Raw genomic sequence first — 24,465 nt, forward strand, 5'->3', positions numbered from 1 at the left:
CAGTTTCAAAAATAGTAAACGGTCTAAAAAATGAAATTAAATAAAATTTTAGCTTAAGAGACGATCTTAACCAGAACGGTTTTTTTATTAAGTGGGTAAAAGCGGAGTTATTCTTTGAATAAAAATCCTAGTCCCATATTTTTAAGCATTTTCTTTTCGAAGTTCCAAAAGAATTTAAACTGTCCAAAAATAGTTCCAATAGCAACTAGTAAAACTTGATAGATAGGGAAGATAATAATAAGGCGAATGAGTGTAAACCAGCCACCAAAATCTTCTTTAGTAATACCCAGCAAAACACAGAAAGGTTTAGAAAGCCACGCAGATGCCGATCCTGTGATGGCAAAAACGATAAATATAATTATGGCTTGTAAATTCGATGTAATTCCCCAGCGTTTTTTTAATCTGTTCATTGCTATTTGTAATGATTACAAATATAGTATATTATCTTGAGGGAACATAGCCCCAAAGCTTTTGTTTGTAAGTATTTTGAAAATAAATCATGTAATTGTAAATTAAGTAATTTACTTCGTAGCCATAATGAATATCTGGGCGATAATCAATAGACATTTCGTATAATCTTGGGCTATAACGTTGTGGCTGTAGAACACGATTATTCCATTCTGTTACATACAGATAGTTTTTGTTTTCAAGGTATTGTAAAGAGTAATAGTTTCGTGGATAAGCTCGAGAAGCGAGCCAGGTTGAGAATCCGTTGTCGATTATAATGACTTCGTATTCTAATGAATCGTTTGCAATTCTAACGGTATCGTTTACTTTTTTGTTTGATGCAGATACAGTATCAGTGCTGGCAATATTCTGCGAAGCTGTAGAACATGCAACAATGGTAAGTAGCACAATTAATATGGAAATGCATTTTTTCATGAATTAAATTTACGAATAAATGACGAGATGAGGATGGAGTTTAACATGATTCTAACTTGTTAAGATAGTAAGATGCTAAGATTCTAAGATATTAAGTTTTTATTTTCTTGTGAAAAAAAAGTGGTTTGCATAGCAAACCACTTTAGAATATCTATAAAAAACTTAGCATCTTAGAATCTTAATGTCTTAGTGTCTTACATCTTTACTTGCTCCCAAACAACTTTCCAATAAATCCTGCGATTCCTCCTTTGCTTTTGGTAACTACTAATACATCAGCCACATCAACTTTTCCGTCGTTGTTTTGATCAAGGCCAAATTGCATTCCGTATTTAGAAATAGTATCCATTATTCCAGAAGCTTGTCCGCTGTTTCCTGAAATGGAATTTATAATATCAGAAATTTGAAAACTGCTATCATTTGGATCTTTTGCTTTATTTACTAAAGAGCCTAAAATCTGTGGAATCAAATTGGAAGCAACTCCGCTTGAATCGGAACTGCTTAATCCGAATTTTTGACCAAGACTTCCGCTTAATTGCTGTTGAATTTGCTGTACAACAGGGTTTGAGCTGTCAATGGGTGTATTTCCGTTGAATAATCCGGCAATCTGATCTGTATTGCCTTCAGAAACAATCTTTTTTAGTCCTTCAAAAATAGAACTGCTTGTTTCGTTTATTACGGCTTCATTATGTTCGTTTGGGACAGCGTTATTGTTTACCACAGCGTTGCCTCCGTATTGCTGTACTAATTGGGTTAATTGTTCAAACATGATATTTAAGGTTTAAAATTATACGCCAAAATTAATAAAAAAAGAAAGGTATTTACTACAAATTAGTAAAAAATACATTTAAAGATACTCTATTTTTTACTTAGTAGGGTCGACAACTTCAATAAATTCTACATAAAACTTATTTATATTGCCTTAAATTAAAGTCAGTGTTAAGATTTAGTGCTTTAGAGTTTTTACTTTGCACCAGGTTGTAACATCTTCAGGATTAAATCCAGGACAATTATTAACGTTCTTTTTAGGAAAAAACAAAACATCATTATCAAATGTGCTCAAATTGAAATAATAGTTGCTGTAATCTTCTCCATATCTCCACACATCGCTAGAGCCTTCATTGCCAACTGTTTCATTAAAAGTAAAAATGGAAGATTGTTTTGGAATAAAATATTCCTTCTCAATAATAAGCGAAAATATATTGCCAAAGATAGAGGTGAAGAACAAAGCAATTGCAATTATAAATAGAATCACACGAACGATCCACTTGCGTTTAGTTTTTTTGTTTGTATTCATAGTATACTTTTAGTATTGGCGAAAGTATAAAAAAGAAAGGGATTTACTACAGATAAGTAGTAAATCCCTTTAATCGAATTTAATCTATTTTTACTAGCTCAACAAAGTAATAATTTGTGAAGCCAATTCAGTGCCAATTCTATCTTGCGCTTCTCCAGTAGCTGCTCCGATGTGTGGAGTCAAAGAGATTTTAGAGTGCATTAAGATTGCCATTTCTGGTTTTGGCTCGCTTTCAAAAACGTCTAAACCAGCAAAAGCAACTTTTCCTGAATCTAAAGCTTTTACTAACGCCACTTCATCAATAACACCACCACGAGCACAGTTTACAATTCCAACACCATCTTTCAAGATTTCAAATTCTTTCTCTCCAATGATGTATCCGTCTTGTGCAGGAACGTGTAGTGTAATGAAATCTGCTTCTTTAAATAAAGATTCTAAAGATTGAGAAACAATTTTAGTTGTGATAGACTGTCCGTCAAAAAACTCAACTTTTACATCTACTTCTGGGATAAAACTGTCGGCAGCGATAACTTTCATTCCTAAACCAAGAGCCATTTTTGCTGTAGCTTGTCCGATACGACCAATACCAACAATACCTAAAGTTTTTCCTCTTAATTCAGTTTCGTTAGCGTAAGCTTTTTTCAAACCATCAAAGTTTGAATCTCCTTCAAGAGGCATATTTCGGTTAGAATCATGTAAAAAACGAACACCAGAAAATAAGTGTCCAAAAACCAACTCAGCAACAGATTCTGAAGATGAAGCTGGAGTATTAATTACATGGATTCCTTTGCTTTTAGCATAATCCACATCGATATTGTCCATACCAACACCACCACGACCGATGACTTTGATTCCAGGACAAGCATCGATAATATCTTTACGAACTTTAGTTGCGCTACGAACTAAAATTACGTCAATGTTATTTTCATTTATATAGTTAGCTACTTGTTCTTGAGCTACTTTTGTTGTGATAACTTCAAAACCACCTTTTTCTAAGGCTAGAATTCCGCTTTTAGAAATTCCGTCATTTGCTAATACTTTCATTGTATTTATTGTTTATTTGGTTAATCGTTTAATTGTTTAATCGATAAACCAGCTATTTGATTTTTCTTTTTTGATATTTTAAAGGAAGTATTTTTTGACGATTAAACAGTTAAACAAATTAACGATTAACCGAAAAAAAACTAAACTTTAGACTCCAATGCTTTCATTACATCCACTAAAACCTGAATACTTTCGATAGGCATAGCGTTGTAAATAGAAGCTCTGTAACCACCTACAGAACGGTGTCCTGGCAATCCAGAAATATTTGCCGCTTTCCATAAAGCATCAAAAGTTTCAGTGTGTTCAGGATTGTTCAATAAGAAAGTTACGTTCATGTTAGAACGGTCTTCTACCGCAGCAGCACCTTTAAACAATGGGTTTCTGTCGATTTCAGCATAAAGTAATTCTGCTTTTGCGTTGTTTAATTTTTCAACAGCAGCAATTCCGCCTTTTTCTTTAATCCATTGTAAAGTTAAAAGAGAAACGTAAACAGCAAATACAGGTGGAGTATTGTACATACTTTCTCCTTTAATGTGTTTAGCATAATCTAGCATACTTGGAATAGTTTTTCCGTTTTTGCCTAAGATTTCTTCTTTAACGACTACTAAAGTAGTTCCTGCAGGTCCCATATTTTTTTGAGCACCAGCGTAGATTAAATCAAATTTAGAGAAATCTAATTCACGTGAAAAAATATCAGAACTCATATCGCAAACAACAGGAACATTTGTTGCTGGGAATTCTTTCATTTGAGTTCCAAAGATGGTATTGTTACTTGTGCAGTGGAAATAATCAGCATCAGCTGGAATTTCGTAACCTTTAGGAACATAAGTATAATTGTCTTCTTTTGAAGAAGCTACGACAACAGTCTCACCGAAAAGTTTAGCTTCTTTGATCGCCGCAGTTGCCCACGTTCCTGAATCTAAATAAGCAGCTTTTCCGTTTTCTTTCATTAAATTATAGGGTGCCATTAAGAATGCTGTACTTGCACCGCCTTGTAAAAATAAAGCCTGATAACCTTTTCCTTGAAGTCCTAATAATTCTAAAGCAAGGGAACGAGCTTCCTCCATAACTGCAACGAAATCTTTGCTTCGGTGCGAGATTTCAAGGATCGATAACCCTGAATCATTAAAATTTAAAATTGCTTTTGATGCCTTCTCAAAAACTTCCTGAGGTAAAATACTTGGTCCTGCGCTGTAGTTGTGTTTTTTCATGGTTGTTGTTAATAGTCGAAAATTTTAAAGACGCAAATTTCGGTAATAAGAGCCGAAAAAGCGTTAAAATATTCGAAATAATTAAACAATTTATTACTTTGTTGTTAACAAAAACGTTATAGTATCGACATTATCTGCGTAATCCCACAATTGCGGTTTTTGGGTTTCTCCAAATGCTATACTATCTGCAGTTATATTATTGCTAACAATGCATTGAATTTGGTCTGTGTCGTCCTGAAGGCGTTTTTTAAGTTCTTCTAAGCTTTCATAATATTCATAAAAAACACTCGAAATAGGAGAGGCATAACTTGAGTCTTCCTTTAAAGTCAAGAATCCGTTGTCCAATAATTTGAAATTACTCATTAAAAATACCGCTTTATTATAGTCATAATTATTAGCGTATTTTTCGTAATGAATAACGTCTTGGTATTTGAACATTGCTTGGAAAAAAGTGTCAAAAGAATACTCTTTCGGAATAAAAAGTTTGGAAACATTTCGGCATCCTAAACCAAAATATCTAAAAATATCTTCACCAAGCGCTTCCAATTCTTCAGTGGTTTCTTTTCCGGTTAAAATAGCGGCCGAATTTCTGTTTTTACGAATAATCGAGGGCTTATCTTTGAAATAATATTCAAAATAACGAGCAGTATTATTGCTTCCAGTGGCAATTACAGCATCAAAATTTTCTAGTTTTCCTTCCACGAAAGTGATGTTATCTTTTAGATTTTCATCAACAGCAATTAAATATTTAGCTAAAAATGGCAATAAATGCTGATCGTTTGACGAAGTTTTAATTAAAGCTTTGTTTCCTGTAATTAAAACCGATAAAAAATCATGAAAGCCTACTAGCGGAATATTTCCAGCTAAAATCAAAGCAACAGTTTTTGCATCGCCTTTCTGATCTATTTTGTAAGCCGAAAGCCATTTGTCAATGTTTTCATTGGTTAAAGCTTCAGCCCATGACTGTATAGAGAAATAAACCTGCTCAGGGGTATACCATCCGTTATGAGATTGTGAAAGGCTAATGAGATTTTCGAAATCATCAAAAAAGATATCATTATATAAGACGTCGGATTTTTGCGCAGAAGCGCCCTCAGAAAACTGACTTAAAAATTTTCCTAATTCAACAAAAACACTTTTTTTTGTTTCTAATGTCATAATGTTTGCTTATGAATTGTTTTGATTGTAATTTTGCACAAAAATAAGCATAATTAAGTCGAAAGTCAAAAGCTATAAAGTCAAAAGCGATTCTTGTCTTTATTTTGACTTTAGAACTTTAAGACTTTTAACTTTAAGACTAATAAACGATGGCAATTATTATAACTGACGAATGCATCAATTGTGGGGCTTGCGAACCAGAGTGCCCAAATACAGCAATATATGAAGGAGCAGATGATTGGAGATATAAAGACGGAACAAGTCTTTCTGGAAAAATTGTATTACCTGACGGAACTGAAGTTGACGCAGATGACGCTCAAACTCCAATTTCTGACGAAATCTACTATATAGTACCAGGAAAGTGTACAGAATGTAAAGGTTTCCATGATGAGCCGCAGTGTGCTGCTGTTTGTCCTGTTGACTGTTGTGTGCCAGATGATGATCATGTTGAAGACGAAGAAACTTTGTTAGAAAGACAAGCGTTTTTACATAACGAATAATTATTTCTGAACATCTATAAAAAATAGGATCCTGAGTTGTAAAACTCAGGATTTTTTTTGCCCCCTGATATCAGGTATTTTTAAAAGTTAGTTTGTTGATAACTAATGTTTTATTTTTTTGGTGTTGCTTTATTGTTAAAAAAACAATAATTTAGTTGAAAATATAACAACGCCTATGAAGCAACTGCTACTTTTATTTGTCGTATTATTTAATTTGAATGTTTTTGCACAAAATGATGAATATTCTATTTATGTAAAAGACATTGAAACCCTACAGCCTATTGAGAATGCTACTGTAATGGTCTTAAAAACGAAACAGGTTTTAATGACTAATGCAGATGGTAAAATAACTTTTGTTTTGAGCGGAGGATCAAACATACAGGTTTCAGAAATGAATTATGAAAATCTGACTGTTCGTTGGGCCGCCTTAAAAGAAAGCGGATTTGTAGTTTATCTTAAAAATAAAAAAGAAAACTTAGACGAAGTTGTAGTCTCAAAAGAAAATCCTCAAAAAATGCTTCAGAAAGTAGTTTCAAATTCGAAACAAAAAATTAGCGTTGCACATCGACTAAAAGTATATGTTCGTGAATTTTTTATGCTAGACAATCAATATTCTTATTATAATGATGGATTGGTTAACTTTCAATTCAATAAAAACAATACAACTACGTTATTAGTAGAACAAAATCGTTCTTACGGTTTGATAGACACAGATGTTAGTGCAGATTTGAAAGGGTATAATTTGAATGATATCATGGAGAATTACTCTAACTTTAAGTATTTGGATCCATTGTTGGATCCCAAAGCGAAAAAGGAATATGATTTTACAACAAAAGGACATTCAAAAAATAAAGATTATTATATAATGTCAGTTGTTCCGCTGGATAAAGCAAAAGAGGCAATTGATAATTTTGAAATTATTTACGATCCTGAGAAAAAAATTATAGTAGAATTTACAATTTCTGTAACGCCAGGAACACTGGATAAAGTGGAAGAAAAGACAAAAGAGGGCGAAAAGAATATTACAAAATCGTTTGTCAAAGTAGATTATAGATGGGACGGCACGGATTATTATTTATTGAGTTCAAATGAAGAAATTGGCTATAATGTTGTTTTAAAAGATAAAACTAAAAATGTTCAGGTAAGAAATAGTTTTGTGACAACAGGTTTCAATAAACAGAATTTCACTTATAGTGAAAGTGATGTTTTTAAAGAAAAATCGCTTTTTAATAAGAAAAACAAAATCCTGACCAATTATTGGGATATTTCGGGATTTACAGCAACAGAGCAAGAAAAAGCTATTATTGCATCATTAGAGTTTAAATTGTAATTAAATAAATAGAAAAGAAAAATCCTGAACGTTATGCTCAGGATTTTTTGTTTTATTTCAGGCTGAGTGAAGTCGAAGTCCATTATGATTTTTGATCTGCTTTGTAGAGTTTCTTGCGTGTCCTTCGACTTCGCTCAGGAAGACAAAAAAAGAACTCATTCAATTGTCAGGCTGAGCGGAGTCGAAGCCCCACGTTAATTATTAAAAAGTAAAACCAAGTCTTGCATAGTAATAAGCACCGCTGAATCCCATTTGTACAGCATCCCAATATCCTCCAGCTTCTGTGTTTCCTTGCTCATCTTGTTTGGACGGATATACGTTAAATAAGTTGTTGCTTCCGATAGTTAGTTTTAAACTTTTAGTAAATTGATATCCAGCAGTTAAATCGGTTACCACTCTCGGATTGTAAACATCATCTTCGTCTGCATAATCTACCAAAACAACTTTGCTGAAACGAGTAAAAGCTAGTCCAGCGTCAAATTTATTTTTAGCATAGTTTAGGTTTAAACTGAATTTGTTGTCTGGAGCAGAAGCCAATAAAAAGGCTTTTTCACGTTTTCCGAAGAAAGTAGCTTCATCAAGAGTGCCGTTTTTTACTTTGTCAATTTTCATATCGTTGATATTTCCAACCAAAGTGGCGCTAAGCTGACCAAAATCGTATCCTTTTTTCCAAGAGAAAACCACATCAAGACCATGTGTACTCGTGTCTACACCATTGGCAAAAAACTGTGCTTCAGAAACACCAAGGTTTAAAGCGCTTGCATCAAAATATCCAGTAAGTACAATACGATCTTTTACCTGAATATAGTAACCGTCAATTGTTGCAGTGAAATCTCCAAAAGATGCAGTAAAACCTAAAGATGCATTTACTGCTTTTTCTTCGTTTAATTTACCAATTCCAAAAGCTCTTGTGATTTCGCTGTCGTTTGGCGCTAATAAAACTTCGGTTGCACCGCTTGCATTAAAGTTGGTGAAACGTAAATTGTAATAAATCTGTGCTAATGATGGTGCACGGAAACCTGTACTTACAGAACCTCTTAAATTAAAGTGATCGCCGAGTTTTAATCTAGAGGCCAATTTTCCATTTACAGTACTACCAAAATCACTATAGTTTTCAAAACGGATGGCTGCATTTACCATCAAATCTTTGGTTATATCCAATTCGCCATCAGCATATAAAGAGAAGTTGGTACGGCTTTCATTTACTTCATTCGCAGGGCTATAACCGGGAAAACCTTGAGAGCTTCCCGGTCTAGGATTTCCCGAAATAGGATCAATTGGCGCACTTTGGGTGGTAGGATCTGTAATAGGTTGCCCGTTGGTGTCGTAAGTAGTATATGATCCTTCTTCACCAGCAAAGATTTCAAATTTTTCTACTCTAAATTCGGTTCCAAAAGCAATATTAAAGCCTTCTAAAACACTGTCATAACTTTTAGAAATATCAAAATTAGTAGTGTTTTGAAGCAAACTATGTCCTCCAGCATCAAACGCAAGAGGGGATTTTTCTTCTAGGGAAGCATTTATTGTTCCTTTAATATCGTATTGAAATTTATTTTTTCCGAAAGTATTACTCAAATCAAATTTCCATCCTCCAGTAGATTCTGTTTTGATTCCGGCAGCAACTGAATTATCATTAATCTTTGATGTAATTCTTGGTGTGTAACCTCCAGGATAAACTGATTCTACCACTCTTTCGCCATCATTTCTGGTAAAAGCATAAGCATCTGTATCTCTGAAATTACTTCCTCCAAAAGCGTAGAATTCTGTTTTGTCTGCAATCGGAATAGAAAGATTGGCAAATAAATTTACTCCATGCATACTTGCGTCACCAAAACCTTTTCTAAAATCATAAGCAGGTCTTAAGGTTTTATTTTTGTTCAAAAACTCACCTGTAAAGTTTACATAACCACCTTTGGTGCCTAATGCAACTCCATAATTGGCTGCAACTCTCACAGAACCACCATCAAAATCCTGATCTTTTCCGTATGAATTTCCGTTTCCATCTTGATCTAATCTAAAACCTTTTGTATTTGGTGTTCCAGGAAGAAAATCGCCTTTCGCCTTTGTGTTGAAAGCACCGTAGGTTACAGATCCCGTTAATTCGTTTACATTATCGTTTGTAATGATATTGATTACTCCTGCAATGGCATCAGAACCGTATTGTGCCGAAGCGCCGTCGCGCAAAATCTCGATCCTTTTAATAGAAGCAGCCGGAATTGCGTTCAAATCTGTTCCTGTGTTTCCACGGCCTCTTGTTCCAAATAAGTTAATTAAAGACGATTGATGCCTTCTTTTTCCGTTTATTAAAACCAAAGTCTGGTCAGGTCCCATACCTCTTAATGAAGCTGGATCTACGTGATCGGCACCATCAGAGCCCGATTGTTTGTTGGCATTAAAAGACGGAGCAACATATTGAAGTAATTGATTAATTTCAATTTTACCACTTTGAGTTGTAACATCTTTTATACTAATAACATCAATGGGAACAGCAGAATTTACAACAGTTCTCTTGGTGCTTCTGGATCCTGTAACAACAACGTCACTTAAAACTTGACCTTCACTTTCGCCTAAAACAACGTTTATCTTGTCGGCAGAAGCTTGTTTTTCGACTGTTCCGAACCCTACATAACTGAAAATTAAAGTAGCGCCTTCTTTTACTTTTATTTTATAACTACCTTCAAAATCGGTAGAAACACCATTTGAAGTTCCTTTTTCGACAATATTTACACCAGGAAGCGGTGCGCCAGATTTGTCTTTTACAACACCTGAGACTTCTTTTTGTGCAAAAAGAAACGCTGAACTCAGCAGAAATAGTAATAATGCAATCTTTTTCATGGTATTTGGTTTTTTGGTTTGTTTTTTTGTTGATTAGTCTTATAAAAGTAATTTTTTTTAACAAAAAATTAATGAAATGTTTAAAAATTTTTAAGATTAGGTCTAAAATTATATTATTGAACATTTTTACTTCGTGCAAGAGCTATTAAATCTTATATTTGCAAAATTTTAAAGCCAAAAAATATCATTTTGGCAGAAATGAAGAAAAACACGTAAATCATAATGCATTAAATAACAGGGTTTAATGTTGAAGACCTTTTTAAGAGGTCGAATAAATAAATAGAAACAAACAGATGAAAGCAGGAATTGTAGGATTGCCAAATGTTGGAAAATCAACATTATTTAATTGTTTATCTAATGCAAAAGCGCAGAGTGCTAACTTTCCGTTTTGTACAATCGAGCCAAATATTGGTGTTGTAAACGTTCCAGATCCAAGAATCAACAAATTGGAAGAATTGGTAAAACCAGAACGCGTTCAAATGGCAACTGTAGATATCGTAGATATTGCAGGTTTGGTAAAAGGAGCAAGTAAAGGTGAGGGTCTTGGAAACCAGTTTTTAGGAAACATTAGAGAGTGTAATGCTATTATTCACGTTTTACGTTGTTTTGATAATGATAATATCGTACACGTTGATGGAAACGTAAATCCAATTCGTGATAAAGAAACTATCGATATCGAATTGCAGTTAAAAGATTTAGAAACTGTTGAAAAACGTTTAGAAAAAGTAAAACGTGCTGCAAAAACAGGAAATAAAGAAGCTCAAACAGAAGAAGCTTTATTAAATAGAATTAGAGAGGCTTTATTACAGGCAAAATCTGCAAGAACAATTGTTCCTCAAAATAATGATGAAGAAGTTTTATTAGAAAGCTTCCAATTGATTACAGCAAAACCAGTTTTATATGTTTGTAACGTAGACGAAAGTTCTGCAGTAAACGGAAACAAATATGTAGATCAGGTTCGTGAATTAGTAAAAGACGAAGAAGCTGAAGTTATTATTCTTTCAGTAGGAGCAGAGGCTGATATTACAGAATTGGAAAGCTACGAAGAACGCCAAGTTTTCTTAGAAGATATGGGATTAACTGAGCCAGGAGCTTCTGTTTTAATTCGTGCAGCTTACAAATTATTAAAACAACAGACTTACTTTACAGCTGGTGTAAAAGAAGTTCGTGCTTGGACAATCAATATCGGAGCTACAGCACCGCAAGCTGCTGGAGTTATCCACACAGATTTCGAAAAAGGTTTTATCCGTGCCGAAGTTATTTCATATGATGATTACGTTCAATACGGTTCTGAAGCAAAAGCAAAAGAAGCTGGAAAATTCAAAGTTGAAGGAAAAGAATATATTGTAAAAGATGGTGATGTAATGCATTTCCGTTTTAACGTTTAATTTTTTTTTCTTTAGAAAATAGAGTAAAGAATAAAAAGAATAGATTAAAACTGCTGGAGAGATTCAGCAGTTTTTTTTATACTCAAAATCAAAGTTCTGTTTTGTCAGGCAGAGCGAAGTCGAAGCCCACGCAAAGATTGTCTTATACTTTGCGGAGCTTTTTGTGTGTCCTTCGATTGCACTCAGGATGACAAAAACAAGAATAAAAAATCAGTTTAAATCTGCGCTTTCGCGAAAGCGAATCCGTAAAATCTGTGTACCGTTTTCAGGAAACAAAATTTTTGGCTTAAAAATTGGTTAGAGAAAAATTAACCAATTACTAATCTAAAATCAATCAATCAAAATGATAAAAAAATCATTTAAAATTCTAGGCTGGACACTTTTCGGAATTTTCAGTTTTCTTGCTCTGTACATTACTTCTGTTTTTATTATTTCTAAAATTACAGTCAACTCCGATATAGCAAAAGTCGAAGAACAAAATGCTATTCCAATTTACATTCTTTCAAACGGAGTTCATACCGATATTGTAGTTCCAATTAAAAACGAAGTTAAAGATTGGCGAAACGAAATTCAGTTTAATCAAACTCAATCAAAAGATTCGTTAATGAATTATATTGCTTTTGGCTGGGGCGATAAAGGATTTTATCTCGAAACGCCAGAATGGTCAGATTTAAAAGCCAGCACAGCCTTCAAAGCCGCTTTCGGAATCAGTTCATCTGCCGTGCATGCTACATTTTTTAAGCAATTAAGAGAAGGAGACGACTGCAAACGTATTTTGATTTCTAAAGAAAATTATCAAAAATTAGTCTACTATATTTCAAATAGTTTCAGCGATCCAGTTCGTCCACAATGGATTGAAGGCCACAGTTATGGCAAAAAAGACGCTTTTTATGAAGCAAAAGGAAGTTATAGCCTTTTCTATACTTGCAACACTTGGGCAAATAATGCTTTAAAAGCGGCCAATCAAAAAGCAAGTTTGTGGACGGTTTACGATAAGGGGATTTTTTGTCATTATAAATGATCTTTGGATGAAGAAAGCAGTTTTAGTTATAGCAATAGCTGTATTAATTGTTTCCTGCAAAAAGGCTGATGCAGTTGCAGAATCTGGTGGTTTGACATTTTATTTTGAGAATCCTCAACCGATTGATGATTCTGAACTAAATAGCTTTCCTTCTAAATTTAGAGGGCTATATATGAATCCAGATTCTACTTTTTTAAGAATTGACGATAATGGAATCTTTAGAGAGTATTATTTTAAATTCAAGGTTCACAGACAAAAATTAGATTCTTTAAAATCTGAATATGACCTCATCGATGGGAAATTAATTACTAAAGATAGAAAGGATAAATTTGATGTGCTTAAAAAAGGTGATTCTATTGAATTGTCTCAAAGAGATACGGATACATTATTCAGATTGTCATACAGTCAGAAATTAAAGCGTATTAATAGGCAGTTGGTTTTAAGTACAAGAGATTCTATTTTTTGGAACATAAAAACGATTACGTTAGAAAAGGATATTCTTAAAATTAAAAATATTTATTTACCGGAAGACTTGAAGAAATTCGACTCGGTTACTGTCATAAAATCAAAAATGTTAGATTCACTTTCTTATTTAATCAAACCAACAAAGAAAGAATTTAAAAATATTTTAAAAATTAGAAATCTAGGATATGATCAGGAATATAAAAAAGTTTCAAAATAAACATGGTAAAAATATAAAATTCTGCTAAAAAGCAAGAATTTAAAATTTTTCAAGATTGCTTAAATTTGAGAGAATATCAAATAAGCAGCACATGAAAATCAAAAATATATTCTCCAAAACTTGGTTTCTCTTAAAGAATACCTTTTTAGAATTTAACGATGATAATGCAATTAAGTTAAGCGCTGCATTGGCGTACTATACCATATTTGCGTTACCACCTTTATTGATTATTATTATCACAATTTGTGGTTTCTTTTTTGGAGAAGAAGCAGTGACTGGAGAATTATACGGACAAATTAATGGTTTGGTAGGTAATGGCGCTGCAACTCAAATTCAGGAAGCTATTAAAAATGTGCAATTATCTGGCGATAATGTTTTTGCAACCGTATTTGGAATCGTAATGCTGTTAATTGGAGCCTCAGGAGTTTTTGCCGAAATACAAAGTTCTATTAATTTTATTTGGGGACTTCGTGCAAAACCAGATAAAGGAATTAAGAAATTTATTCAAAACCGCCTAATGTCATTCTCGATGATTGCTTCAGTTGGTTTTTTAATGCTGGTCAGTCTTTTTATAAGTACAACTTTAGATTTGCTTAGTGCACGTTTAAAAGTCTATTTTCCAGAAAGTACAGTCTACTTATTTTACATTGTGAACGTGGTCATTGTTTTAGCCAGTATTACACTTCTCTTTGCCATAATTTTTAGAACGTTACCAGATGGAAAAATAAAATGGAAAGATGCTTTTATAGGATCAGGAGTTACGGCAATACTTTTTATGATTGGTAAATTTGCCATTGGATTTTATTTAGGTAGTTCGACAGTAGCTTCTGTATATGGTGCAGCTGGTTCTGTGATTATTATTCTGGTTTGGGTTTATTATTCGGCAATAATTCTGTATTTTGGAGCAGAATTTACTAAGGTCTATGCAAAATCCTACGGAGGAAAAATTTATCCTAACGAATATTCTGTAGAAATTGCAAAAGAGATTTATGAAATCGACGGACCCAAAAAAGAACTAATTGAAGAAAAATTACTAAACGAGAAACCATGAAAATTATAGCCTTTGGAGGAAGTAACAGCAAACAGTCAATCAATAAACATTTAGCGACTTACGCGTCAAGTTTGTTTGAAAATGCAGACGTTGAGGTTTTAGATCTTAACGATTTTGCAATGCCTGTATTTAGTGTAGATCTTGAAAAAGAAATTGGGCAGCATGATGTGGCACAAGCATTTCTAAATAAGCTTAAAGAAGCTGATATTCTGGTTGTTTCAATGGCAGAAAATAACGGGAACTATTCTGTTGCTTTCAAAAATGTTTTCGATTGGAGTTCTAGAATTGAAAAAGATGTTTTTCAGCATAAACCAATGTTACTATTGGCAACTTCTCCAGGAGGAAGAGGAGGTGCATCTGTTTTAGGAATTGCCCAGAATCTTTTCCCGCGTTATGGCGCAGAAATTAAGGGAAGTTTCTCATTACCAGCATTTGGCTCGAATTTTGATTTACAGGAAAATAAAATCTCTAACGTTGAGTTAGATAATGAACTGAAAAACATTATTAAATCAAATTTCTAAATGCCACAAAAAAAGATTGCCCTTATTTTCCTTTTACTAAATATTTTTTCTATCAATTTTACTTTCGCTCAAAAGATTAGCGAAGTCGATAAAATAGTTGCAAAATATCCAAAAAATTTTGACAGCACCGAAAAGTTAGCCGACAGAATCGAGAAAGATTTTGATTCGGATGCTGAGCGTGCACGCGCTATTTATAGCTGGATTGCTTTTAATATAAGATATGATTACAACGCCTATTTGAATCCGCCAAGAGTGCAGGGTTTCAGTTATTCTACCGAAGCCGAAAAACAGCGAAAAATAAAACAATTGAATGACAATCTGATTCAAAAAACTTTTAACTCAAAAAAAGCGGTTTGTGAAGGTTTTACTGCTTTGTATCAGAATTTGGCTGAACAAGTTGGTTTGAAATGCGAAATTGTTAAAGGAGATTCTAAAACAAGACTGGCTGACATTGGAAGAAAAAACACTTCGTCAAACCATGCTTGGAATATGGTTTTGATTAACAAAAAATGGCGCTTGATCGATGTTACTTGGGGTCAAGGTTATTATGATAGTAATAAAGGAAGAATGGTTAATGATTTTAATCCGATTTATTTTGATACCGATCCTGACTACTTTTTTGCCAAACATTTTCCAGATTCTGGATCGTTTTTAGGAGATCGATTAAGCAAAGATGATTTCTTAAACGGTCCATTGATTTATAATAAAACGATCGAAAATGATTATAAAATCAAAACGCCAAGTTCAGGAATAATGGAAGTAAAAAATGGAGATAAAATAACTGTCGAAATTAAAAATGTTTCCAAATCCAATCAGGTTTTTTATTTAAACAAAAAGAATCAGCCGGTTAAAGTTCAAAATCCAAAGGAAAAAAGAGGAGGTTTAGAGTTTCAAATTCTTGTTGACAGCAACGTAGGTAATTATATCACGATTTTTGTTGACACCGATAGTATTGTGTCTTTTAAAATTGTCTAGAAAATAAGAGTTCATCAATATTTTATGTTTTCTGAAATTGCCGTATCTTAGCGGGAAATGAAAAGAATTTGATGCTATGGAAACAACTTTTTTGAAATCAATTTTAGATAATGATTTCTACAAATTTACAATGCAGCATGCTGTAATAAAGCTTTTTCCAAAGGCAAAAGTCCGTTACGGATTCATAAATCGTGGTAAACATATTTTTCCAGAAGGTTTTGCAGATCTACTTCGCGTTTCTGTAGATGCAATGGCAGATCTTCGTTTAACAAAAGAAGAAAAAAATTATCTGGCCCATTATTGCCCTTATTTGGACCCTACTTATTTAGATTTTCTCCAAGGATATAGTTTTGATCCTTCCGAGGTGCAAATCAGTCAAGAAGGCTCAGAAATCAGTGTTACCGTAGAAGGATTCTGGTATCGAACAATTTTGTGGGAAGTGCCACTAATGGCATTGATTTCAGAATTGTTTTATAAAGCGAGCCATCTCATTCGCTTAAATGATGAAGCCATAAAGAATCTTACGAAAGAAAAAATTGAAAGCTATAATAAACTAGGAGTTTCAGTTTTAGAATTTGGAACCAGACGTCGCCATTCTTACGAAGTTCATGATTTAGTAAATAAAACCTTGAGCACTTATGGTGGACAAAGTTTTATTGGGACAAGCAATGTACATTTTGCAATGGTCAATAATAAGCGTCCTTTAGGAACACATGCGCACGAATGGTTCATGTTTCATGCCGCGCAATATGGTTTTAAAATGGCTAATTCGATAAGTCTCGAACATTGGACGCAAGTTTATAGTGGAGATCTCGGAATTGCTTTAACCGATACTTATACTACAGAAATATTTTTCAATCAATTTGATAAAAAATATTCTAAACTTTTTGACGGCGTTCGACATGATAGTGGTGACCCGATAGAATTTGCTCAAAAAGTAATTTCGCACTATACTAAAATGGGAATAGACCCTAAATCTAAAGCCATTGTTTTTTCAGATTCATTGAATTATGAAAAAGTAAAAACGATTGTAGATTTCTGTCAGGACAAGATAAAAATGTCATTCGGGATTGGAACCAATTTTACAAACGATGTTGGTCTTCCTGCAATGAATATGGTCATAAAATTGACCGATACAAAACCCGATAATACGCATTGGCAAGGAGTTGTAAAACTTTCAGACGAAAAAAATAAAAACACCGGAACGCCCGAAATGATTGCGTTGGCAAAACAAGTGCTGGGAATCAAATAGTATTTTTTTGCTGAAAAAGCAGTTTTTTTATATTTTTAGTGTTCGTTTTATTTTAAAATCAATTTAAATAGATTTTAAACTGTTATTATTCATAACAAAAAAGAAATACGCTTTTATTTTTTACCGATAAATGGTACATTAGCCAAAAATCCTAAATTCATTTATGCTAGAGCAAAATCAATACAACGAAGATAATATTCGTTCACTCGATTGGAAGGAACATATTCGTATGCGTCCGGGTATGTACATCGGGAAATTAGGGGACGGATCATCACCAGATGATGGTATTTATATTCTTTTAAAAGAGGTTTTAGACAACTGTATCGATGAGTTCGTCATGGGTGCCGGAAAAACTATCGAGGTAAGTATTAAAGACAAAACAGTTTCTGTTCGTGATTACGGACGTGGAATTCCATTGGGTAAAGTGGTCGATGTAGTTTCGAAAATGAATACTGGTGGAAAGTACGATTCTAAAGCTTTCCAGAAATCGGTTGGTTTGAATGGTGTCGGAACAAAAGCGGTAAATGCTTTGTCTAATTATTTCCGTGTAGAATCGGTTCGTGATGACAAACAAAAAGCAGCTGAATTCTCTGCTGGAAATTTGGTTCTAGAAGAAGACGTTATCGATACAACAAAACGTAAAGGAACAAAAGTAATTTTTACGCCAGACGAAACGATTTTCAAAAACTATAAATTCCGTTTAGAATATGTAATCAAAATGGTCAAAAACTATTGTTATTTGAACAATGGTTTGACTATTATTTTCAACGGAGAAAAATACTATTCAGAGAACGGACTTCGTGATTTATTAGAAGAAACGATCAATGAAGACGATTTAGAATACCCAATTATTCATTTAAAAGAGCATGATATCGAGGTTGCGCTTACACACAGTAAAACGCAATACAGCGAAGAATATCATTCTTTTGTAAACGGTCAGAATACAACACAAGGAGGAACGCACTTAGCGGCTTACCGTGAAGCGGTTGTAAAAACGATTCGTGAGTTTTACAACAAGAATTTCGAAGCATCAGATGTTCGTAAATCTATTGTAAGTGCGATTAGTATTAAAGTAATGGAACCTGTTTTTGAGTCTCAGACCAAAACAAAATTAGGTTCTACCGATATGGGTTCTGATGATGGAACTCCAGCAGTTTCTGTTCGTACTTTCGTTAACGATTTTATTAAAACGAAACTGGATAATTACCTTCATAAAAATCCAACAACTGCCGAAGCTTTATTGCGTAAAATTCTTCAGGCAGAACGTGAGCGTAAAGAATTATCTGGAATTAGAAAACTGGCAACAGATCGTGCTAAAAAAGCCAATCTTCACAATAAAAAATTAAGAGATTGCCGTGCGCATCTTCCAGATACAAAAAACCCAAGAAACTTAGAAAGTACGCTTTTTATTACCGAGGGAGATTCGGCTTCTGGATCGATTACAAAGTCGCGTGACGTGAATACACAAGCGGTTTTCAGTTTGCGTGGTAAGCCTTTGAATTCATACGGAATGACGAAAAAGATTGTGTATGAAAACGAAGAATTCAATTTACTGCAAGCAGCATTAGATATTGAGGACGGATTAGAAAAATTACGTTACAACAACATCGTAATCGCAACCGATGCCGATGTCGACGGAATGCACATTCGTTTGCTTTTAATTACGTTCTTTTTACAATTTTTCCCAGAATTAATCAAAGAAGGGCATTTGTACATTTTACAAACACCGCTTTTCAGGGTTCGTAATAAAAAAGAAACGATTTATTGTTATTCTGAGGAAGAAAGAAAAGATGCTATTGAGAAACTGAAACCAAAGCCAGAAATTACTCGATTTAAAGGTTTGGGAGAGATTTCGCCAGATGAGTTTAAAAACTTCATTGGAGACACCATTCGCCTTGATCCGGTTATGATGGATAAACACACTTCAATCGAGCAGTTATTGTCTTTCTACATGGGTAAAAATACACCAGACAGACAAGAGTTTATTATCAAGAATTTGAAAGTGGAAATTGATGAGTTGGAGGAGGTTTAAGATTAAAGAAGAAGAATTTTTTAGTAGTTTTATACTGAACAAAATATATGAAAGACGAAGAAGACGATAACATAATTCCAAACGACGACGAGAATAATCAGGATGAAAACCAAATTGATGACAATCAAAATGGAGATGATGATGAGATTATTGACGTAGATGCTAAACATTTTGAAGGACAGCATTTTTACGAAAATCAGGATGAAGAAGGCGAAGACGTTATTACAAAAGTAACCGGAATGTATAAAGACTGGTTCTTGGATTACGCTTCGTATGTAATTTTGGAACGTGCAGTTCCTGCTATCGAGGACGGATTCAAACCTGTTCAGCGTCGTATTATGCACTCTTTAAAAGAGTTGGACGATGGTCGTTATAATAAAGTTGCCAATGTTGTTGGTCACACCATGCAGTATCACCCACACGGAGATGCGAGTATTGGTGATGCAATGGTGCAAATTGGTCAGAAAGATTTATTAATTGACTGTCAAGGAAACTGGGGTAATATTTTAACAGGCGATGGAGCAGCAGCTTCGCGTTATATTGAGGCACGTTTATCTAAATTTGCTTTGGAGGTTTTATATTCTCCAAAAATTACCGATTGGGGAGTTTCGTATGATGGTCGTCGTGCAGAACCCAACAATCTTCCGGTAAAATTTCCATTGCTTTTAGCGCAGGGAGCAGAAGGTATCGCAGTTGGTTTATCAACAAAAGTTTTGCCTCATAACTTCAACGAGTTAATTGATGCTTCGATTAAAATCTTAAAAGGAAAACCGTTTACGCTTTATCCTGATTTTATGACGCAAGGTATTGCCGACGTTTCCAATTACAACGACGGAATGCGTGGCGGACGTGTGCGTGTGCGTGCTAAAATTTCGCAATTAGATAAAAATACATTGGTGATTACACAGATTCCGTTTTCGACCAATACATCTAGTTTAATTGATAGTATTTTGAAAGCCAATGAAAAAGGTAAAATCAAAATCAAGAAAATCGAAGACAATACAGCTGCTGATGTTGAGATTTTAATTCACCTTTTCCCAGGCGTTTCGCCAGATAAAACTATTGACGCTTTATTTGCCTTTACCGCTTGTGAAACATCTGTAGCGCCTTTAGGGTGTGTTATTGAAGATAATAAACCGTTGTTTATCGGTGTTTCTCAAATGTTGAAAATTTCAACAGAAAGAACAGTCGATTTACTTCGTCAGGAATTAGAAATTCAGTTAGAAGAATTAAAAAATAAGTGGCACTTTTCTACTTTGGAGAAAATCTTCATTCGTGAAGAAATGTATATTGACTTCAAATTATATGGAGATAGAGAATCACTTTATAAATATTTATATGATCGTTTTGAGCCTTTCAAAAAATCATTCGTTAGAGAAATCAATGATGACGATTTACAAAGACTGACTCAAATTCCGATGATTCGTATTACGCGTTTTGACTCTGATAAAGCGGATGATTTAATCGCTAAGCTAGAAGATGAGATGAAAGAGGTTGAGCATAATCTAGAACATTTAACAGATTTTGCCATTGCTTATTTTACGAAATTAAAAGAGAAATACGGAAAAGGCCGTGAGCGCCAAACAGAACTTCGTGTTTTTGATAACGTTGAAGCTACAAAAGTTGTTTTAAGAAACACAAAACTTTACGTAAATCGTGAAGAAGGTTTCGTAGGAACGAGTTTAAAGAAAGACGAATATGTGGGCGATTGTTCTGATATTGATGATGTTATCGTGTTTTTAAGAGACGGAACATTGATGATCACAAAAGTAGATGCCAAAACATTTATAGGAAAAGACATTATACACGCCGCAGTTTTTGATAAAAACGATAAACGCACCATTTATAATATGATGTACCGCGATGGTAAATCGGGGCCGTCTTATATAAAACGTTTTAATGTTACGGGTGTAACACGTGATAAAGCTTACGATTTAACTAATGGAACAAACGGTTCTCAGGTGGTTTATTTTTCACATAATCCAAATGGAGAAGCTGAGGTTGTGACTATTTTGCTTCGTCAGGTTGGAACGATTAAGAAATTGAAATTCGATATTGATTTTGCTAATTTAGCGATTAAAGGACGTGGTTCTAAAGGAAACTTGGTTACCAAATATCCAATCAAGAAAATCGAATTAAAAGAAAAAGGAATTTCGACTTTACTGCCAAGAAAAGTTTGGTTTGATGATACGGTAAAACGTTTAAATGTTGATGCAAGAGGAGAATTATTAGGCGAATTTAAACCAAGTGATAAAATATTGGTAATTAGTCAATCGGGTAAATTGAAGGTTATTATTCCTGAATTATCGACTCATTTTGATGAAGATATGATCGTTTTGGAAAAATGGAAACCTAAAAAACCAATTTCTGCAATTTATTATGATGGAGAAAAAGAACGTTATTTCTTGAAACGTTTCCTTGTAGAAAATGAAGGTAAGGAAGAAAGCTTTATTACCGATCACCCGAATTCGCAGTTAGAGATTGTTTCTACAGATTATCGTCCGGTTGCACAATTGGTTTTTGCTAAAATAAAAGGTGTTCAAAAAGATGATTTACACATTGATGTAGAAGACTTTATAGCCGTAAAAGGTTTTAAAGCTTTAGGAAATCAATTGACAACAGATAAACTAAAGCAGGTAAACTTATTAGACCCGCTTCCTTATGAAGAACCTATTGAAGAAGTTCCTGAAAGACCAGAAATTTCAGAAGACGATCCAGTCGAAACAGAATTAGATGACGATGGCCAGATAGGCTTGGTTTTAGAATAAAAAAAAACGCTAAGATTCATTTCTTAGCGTTTTTTTATAGATGGATTCTTCGATTAATTTTCAACGGGAACAATTTCTTCTTTAATCCATTTGACTTCGTTATTCTCAATAATTACCGTAACGATATCGCCATCTTTGACTTCTCCAGAAATTAGCTTCTTTGCCAAAGGTCTTCTCAAGTGGCTTCTAATAATGCTTTTAATTGGTCTTGCTCCATATTTAGCATTAAATCCGTTTTCGGCGAGATAAGTTTTAGTCTCAATCGGAATTTCGACTTCGACATTGATGTTTTTCAATAAGTCAGTAAATTCTTTTTTAAGATGTATTTCAAATATTTTAAGAGCATTTTCTTTACTAAGTGGGGCAAAAGGAATAATTTCAGTTAATCTTCCTAAAAACTCAGGTCTGAAATAATTTGCCATAATTTCCATTAAAGAAGTCGAACTCGGAATTTCGCCGCTGTTAAAGGTTTCTACAATGTGATCTGCTCCAATATTGGATGTGAAGAGTATAATAGCATTCGAAAAATCACCTTCTTTTCCTAAACGATCGTGAAGTTTACCTTCGTCCATAACTTGCAGGAAGACATCAAAAACAGATGGATGCGCTTTTTCAATTTCATCAAATAAAACAATAGAGTAGGGCTTCTGTCTAATTTTATTGACTAGCAAACCGCCTTCTTCATAGCCCACATATCCTGGAGGCGCACCGTATAGAAGAGCAGCAGAATGTTCCTCTTTAAATTCAGACATGTCAAATCTAATAATTGCATTTTCATCTTGAAAAAGAAATTCAGCTAAACTTTTGGCTAATTCTGTTTTTCCAGTTCCTGTTGGACCTAAGAAGAAAAAAGATGCAATGGGCTGACCTGCTTTGCTTAAACCTGATCTTGATTCTAAGATGGAACCAGCAACCGTGGCAATGCAATGATCTTGCCCGATCACTCTTTTGCTTAAAACCTCTTCAATTGTGTTAAGTTTATTTTTTTCTTCTTCATTTAGCTTGCCTGCCGGAATTCCTGTTTTTTGTGCAATTATAAGAGACAAATCAAAAGCCTCAATATGAACACGTTTGTCTAAAGCTCTCTTTTCGATTATTTGCAAGAGGTTTTCAATATGAGTGACGATAGCATCAGAAGATTCAAATGTTTTTGAATTATTCTCCTCATCAGCAATCATTAAAAAAGCAGTTTTGTTTGCTAAATCGGTTAAAAACCAATTACATTCTTTAATTAATTGTTCTTCAGATAAACCCTTTTCATTTTGTTTAAGAGCTTCCAATTTACTAATAAGCGCAGCTTTTTCTTTTAGAAAAGTTTCACCAGAAGTTTTTAGAACAGACATTGTATGGTCAATCAGATTTATAGCTGATTCGGGTAGACTTTTTTCTTTTAAATACCTTTTAGATAATCGAATAGATTCAGAAATCGTTTCGTCATCAATTTGTATTTTATGATGTTCCTGATATGTTTTTATTGATTCGCGAATCATTCGAAACAAGGTTTCATCATCCGATTCTTCCAGTTTCACAATTTCAAACATGCCCGAAAGCCCTTGCTCTTTTTCGATTCTTTTTGTAAATTCATCAATTGTCGAAGTTGCAATAATGTTTAAACCTTTTGCCAATTCACCTTTTAAGACATTTGAAACTCCTGAATCTCCACCATTTTTATCTAAAAGAGTATGTATTTCTTCTATAATTAAAATTGCTTTTGGATACTGTTTTAACTCCTGAATACAATTTTTTAAACGGTCTTCAATTTCTCCTTTGTACGAAGCGCCGGCAATTAAAGAAGATAAATCCAGTTCGAATAACTGCACTTTGTCTAATACATCTGGAATTTTATTATTAATGACATTTTCGACCAGAGCATCAATTAAAATGGTTTTTCCAATGCCACGATCACCAATTAGCAATACATTGGGTTTAGAGAAACGGCATAAAATTTCTTTAATAGTATTTAATTCGGCTTCACGGCCTATTGCAGGTATTCTTTTCTTGTTCTTTTCAAGATTTTTATGAATGCTGTATTTGCCCAAAAAGCCTTTTTTAACTTCTTGTTTGACCGCGTTATTATTTTGTGGAATAACAATCTGATCCTCCAATAATTCATTTCTAGAAATTGGATAAGATTTCATCTGGTCAAAATTGAAAGCTACACCAGGCGAACTGATGGCAATTACAACACCATAAAGGCTAATTTCGTCCTCATTTAATGCTATTCGAACAGATTCGGCTTCCTTTATAATTTCGTCAATGAGATCGTGTGGTTCAGCATCAAAAACATTAGTAGTTTTAGGTTCTTCTTCAATTCGAACTTCTGCCCATTCATCAAGATAATACACATCTTTACCCATAGCTTCAAGTCGTTTTAAAAGTGATAAATCTCTATTTAAAATGGCTTTTAGCAAATGTGGAGCCGAGTAATACTTGTTTGAATTGGTTTTAGCAATCTTTTTAGCAATTTCTAATGCGCTTAACAGCTCTGTACTGAAAATGTTTTTTTCTTCTTCCATACCCA

Annotated in this window: 20 protein-coding genes; 11 read left to right on the forward strand and 9 right to left on the reverse strand. The window is 33.8% G+C overall.

What is annotated here, in order from left to right:
- Positions 1-107: 107 nt before the first annotated feature.
- From QLQ95_RS16155 to QLQ95_RS16185, 7 genes are all read right to left on the reverse strand, one after another.
- Positions 108-410 carry a DUF6787 family protein gene (locus tag QLQ95_RS16155; RefSeq protein ID WP_095931741.1) on the reverse strand — a complete coding sequence of 101 codons (303 nt, stop codon included), beginning with the start codon at positions 408-410 and terminating at the stop codon, positions 108-110.
- Positions 411-441: 31 nt separating this feature from the next.
- Entirely contained in the window at positions 442-882 is a 441-nt protein-coding gene (locus tag QLQ95_RS16160; protein WP_482500615.1) for a DUF6146 family protein, read from the reverse strand.
- A 202-nt stretch (positions 883-1,084) separates the two neighbouring features.
- On the reverse strand, positions 1,085-1,648 hold the full coding sequence (locus QLQ95_RS16165) for a DUF937 domain-containing protein (protein ID WP_482500617.1): 564 nt from the start codon (positions 1,646-1,648) through the stop codon (positions 1,085-1,087).
- Positions 1,649-1,825: 177 nt separating this feature from the next.
- Complete coding sequence (locus QLQ95_RS16170) at positions 1,826-2,176, reverse strand: hypothetical protein (RefSeq protein ID WP_320495196.1); 351 nt, start codon at positions 2,174-2,176, stop codon at positions 1,826-1,828.
- A gap of 93 nt (positions 2,177-2,269) precedes the next feature.
- Positions 2,270-3,220, reverse strand: coding sequence for a D-2-hydroxyacid dehydrogenase (locus tag QLQ95_RS16175; RefSeq protein WP_482500619.1), 951 nt, complete (start codon positions 3,218-3,220; stop codon positions 2,270-2,272).
- 140 nt (positions 3,221-3,360) lie between these two features.
- Positions 3,361-4,431, reverse strand: coding sequence for a 3-phosphoserine/phosphohydroxythreonine transaminase (serC, locus tag QLQ95_RS16180; RefSeq protein ID WP_482500620.1), 1,071 nt, complete (start codon positions 4,429-4,431; stop codon positions 3,361-3,363).
- Between the two features lie 93 nt (positions 4,432-4,524).
- Positions 4,525-5,589 (reverse strand): acyl-CoA reductase, encoded by a 1,065-nt coding sequence (locus tag QLQ95_RS16185; RefSeq protein WP_095931735.1) that lies wholly within the window; start codon positions 5,587-5,589, stop codon positions 4,525-4,527.
- Positions 5,590-5,738: 149 nt separating this feature from the next.
- On the opposite strand from QLQ95_RS16185, the gene QLQ95_RS16190 reads away from it, so the two are divergent.
- Together QLQ95_RS16190 and QLQ95_RS16195 are read left to right on the forward strand one after the other, a co-directional pair.
- A complete protein-coding gene (locus QLQ95_RS16190; protein WP_095931734.1) occupies positions 5,739-6,089 on the forward strand; it encodes a 4Fe-4S dicluster domain-containing protein in 351 nt (116 codons plus the stop codon).
- 175 nt (positions 6,090-6,264) lie between these two features.
- Positions 6,265-7,419 (forward strand): peptidase associated/transthyretin-like domain-containing protein, encoded by a 1,155-nt coding sequence (locus QLQ95_RS16195; RefSeq protein ID WP_320495189.1) that lies wholly within the window; start codon positions 6,265-6,267, stop codon positions 7,417-7,419.
- Positions 7,420-7,620: 201 nt separating this feature from the next.
- On the opposite strand, the gene QLQ95_RS16200 is transcribed toward QLQ95_RS16195, so the two are convergent.
- On the reverse strand, positions 7,621-10,254 hold the full coding sequence (locus QLQ95_RS16200) for a TonB-dependent receptor (protein ID WP_482500622.1): 2,634 nt from the start codon (positions 10,252-10,254) through the stop codon (positions 7,621-7,623).
- Between the two features lie 293 nt (positions 10,255-10,547).
- Here QLQ95_RS16200 and ychF point away from each other — a divergent pair, with 293 nt between their 5' ends.
- The 9 genes from ychF to QLQ95_RS16245 all read left to right on the forward strand — a co-directional run bounded on the left by ychF (position 10,548) and on the right by QLQ95_RS16245 (position 21,944).
- Positions 10,548-11,642, forward strand: coding sequence for a redox-regulated ATPase YchF (gene ychF, locus QLQ95_RS16205; protein ID WP_320495187.1), 1,095 nt, complete (start codon positions 10,548-10,550; stop codon positions 11,640-11,642).
- A gap of 343 nt (positions 11,643-11,985) precedes the next feature.
- Positions 11,986-12,663 (forward strand): TIGR02117 family protein, encoded by a 678-nt coding sequence (locus QLQ95_RS16210; protein WP_320495186.1) that lies wholly within the window; start codon positions 11,986-11,988, stop codon positions 12,661-12,663.
- Between the two features lie 7 nt (positions 12,664-12,670).
- Positions 12,671-13,345 carry a hypothetical protein gene (locus QLQ95_RS16215; RefSeq protein WP_095931730.1) on the forward strand — a complete coding sequence of 225 codons (675 nt, stop codon included), beginning with the start codon at positions 12,671-12,673 and terminating at the stop codon, positions 13,343-13,345.
- 91 nt (positions 13,346-13,436) lie between these two features.
- Positions 13,437-14,396 (forward strand): YihY/virulence factor BrkB family protein, encoded by a 960-nt coding sequence (locus QLQ95_RS16220; protein WP_095931729.1) that lies wholly within the window; start codon positions 13,437-13,439, stop codon positions 14,394-14,396.
- On the forward strand, positions 14,393-14,917 hold the full coding sequence (locus QLQ95_RS16225; protein ID WP_320495183.1) for an NADPH-dependent FMN reductase: 525 nt from the start codon (positions 14,393-14,395) through the stop codon (positions 14,915-14,917). Before QLQ95_RS16220 ends, QLQ95_RS16225 begins: the two co-directional genes overlap by 4 nt.
- The gene (locus QLQ95_RS16230; protein WP_095931727.1) at positions 14,918-15,892 is read left to right on the forward strand and encodes a transglutaminase domain-containing protein; all 975 of its coding nucleotides are present in this window, start codon (positions 14,918-14,920) and stop codon (positions 15,890-15,892) included. It begins immediately after the preceding gene.
- A gap of 76 nt (positions 15,893-15,968) precedes the next feature.
- A complete protein-coding gene (gene pncB, locus QLQ95_RS16235; protein WP_482500628.1) occupies positions 15,969-17,144 on the forward strand; it encodes a nicotinate phosphoribosyltransferase in 1,176 nt (391 codons plus the stop codon).
- 163 nt (positions 17,145-17,307) lie between these two features.
- Positions 17,308-19,176 (forward strand): DNA topoisomerase IV subunit B, encoded by a 1,869-nt coding sequence (locus QLQ95_RS16240; protein WP_095931725.1) that lies wholly within the window; start codon positions 17,308-17,310, stop codon positions 19,174-19,176.
- Between the two features lie 47 nt (positions 19,177-19,223).
- Positions 19,224-21,944 carry a DNA gyrase/topoisomerase IV subunit A gene (locus tag QLQ95_RS16245; RefSeq protein WP_320495181.1) on the forward strand — a complete coding sequence of 907 codons (2,721 nt, stop codon included), beginning with the start codon at positions 19,224-19,226 and terminating at the stop codon, positions 21,942-21,944.
- Positions 21,945-21,997: 53 nt separating this feature from the next.
- Here the strand turns inward: QLQ95_RS16245 and QLQ95_RS16250 are convergent, their stop codons facing one another.
- Positions 21,998-24,460: an AAA family ATPase gene (locus QLQ95_RS16250; protein WP_482500630.1), complete on the reverse strand. Its 2,463-nt coding sequence runs from the start codon at positions 24,458-24,460 to the stop codon at positions 21,998-22,000.
- Positions 24,461-24,465 lie beyond the last annotated feature (5 nt).

The sequence above is a fragment of the Flavobacterium sp. B330r genome (assembly GCF_056824325.1).

Bases quoted from the DNA above. Each gene is read 5' to 3' on its own strand.
- QLQ95_RS16230 (WP_095931727.1), top strand. From the start codon at position 14,918: ATGCCACAAAAAAAGATTGCCCTTATTTTCCTTTTACTAAATATTTTT.
- QLQ95_RS16240 (WP_095931725.1), top strand. From the start codon at position 17,308: ATGCTAGAGCAAAATCAATACAACGAAGATAATATTCGTTCACTCGAT.
- QLQ95_RS16210 (WP_320495186.1), top strand. From the start codon at position 11,986: ATGATAAAAAAATCATTTAAAATTCTAGGCTGGACACTTTTCGGAATT.
- QLQ95_RS16225 (WP_320495183.1), top strand. From the start codon at position 14,393: ATGAAAATTATAGCCTTTGGAGGAAGTAACAGCAAACAGTCAATCAAT.
- pncB (WP_482500628.1), top strand. From the start codon at position 15,969: ATGGAAACAACTTTTTTGAAATCAATTTTAGATAATGATTTCTACAAA.
- QLQ95_RS16160 (WP_482500615.1), bottom strand. From the start codon at position 882: ATGAAAAAATGCATTTCCATATTAATTGTGCTACTTACCATTGTTGCA.
- QLQ95_RS16200 (WP_482500622.1), bottom strand. From the start codon at position 10,254: ATGAAAAAGATTGCATTATTACTATTTCTGCTGAGTTCAGCGTTTCTT.
- QLQ95_RS16215 (WP_095931730.1), top strand. From the start codon at position 12,671: ATGAAGAAAGCAGTTTTAGTTATAGCAATAGCTGTATTAATTGTTTCC.
- ychF (WP_320495187.1), top strand. From the start codon at position 10,548: ATGAAAGCAGGAATTGTAGGATTGCCAAATGTTGGAAAATCAACATTA.
- QLQ95_RS16245 (WP_320495181.1), top strand. From the start codon at position 19,224: ATGAAAGACGAAGAAGACGATAACATAATTCCAAACGACGACGAGAAT.
- QLQ95_RS16165 (WP_482500617.1), bottom strand. From the start codon at position 1,648: ATGTTTGAACAATTAACCCAATTAGTACAGCAATACGGAGGCAACGCT.
- serC (WP_482500620.1), bottom strand. From the start codon at position 4,431: ATGAAAAAACACAACTACAGCGCAGGACCAAGTATTTTACCTCAGGAA.
- QLQ95_RS16220 (WP_095931729.1), top strand. From the start codon at position 13,437: ATGAAAATCAAAAATATATTCTCCAAAACTTGGTTTCTCTTAAAGAAT.
- QLQ95_RS16195 (WP_320495189.1), top strand. From the start codon at position 6,265: ATGAAGCAACTGCTACTTTTATTTGTCGTATTATTTAATTTGAATGTT.
- QLQ95_RS16170 (WP_320495196.1), bottom strand. From the start codon at position 2,176: ATGAATACAAACAAAAAAACTAAACGCAAGTGGATCGTTCGTGTGATT.
- QLQ95_RS16175 (WP_482500619.1), bottom strand. From the start codon at position 3,220: ATGAAAGTATTAGCAAATGACGGAATTTCTAAAAGCGGAATTCTAGCC.
- QLQ95_RS16185 (WP_095931735.1), bottom strand. From the start codon at position 5,589: ATGACATTAGAAACAAAAAAAAGTGTTTTTGTTGAATTAGGAAAATTT.
- QLQ95_RS16155 (WP_095931741.1), bottom strand. From the start codon at position 410: ATGAACAGATTAAAAAAACGCTGGGGAATTACATCGAATTTACAAGCC.
- QLQ95_RS16250 (WP_482500630.1), bottom strand. From the start codon at position 24,460: ATGGAAGAAGAAAAAAACATTTTCAGTACAGAGCTGTTAAGCGCATTA.
- QLQ95_RS16190 (WP_095931734.1), top strand. From the start codon at position 5,739: ATGGCAATTATTATAACTGACGAATGCATCAATTGTGGGGCTTGCGAA.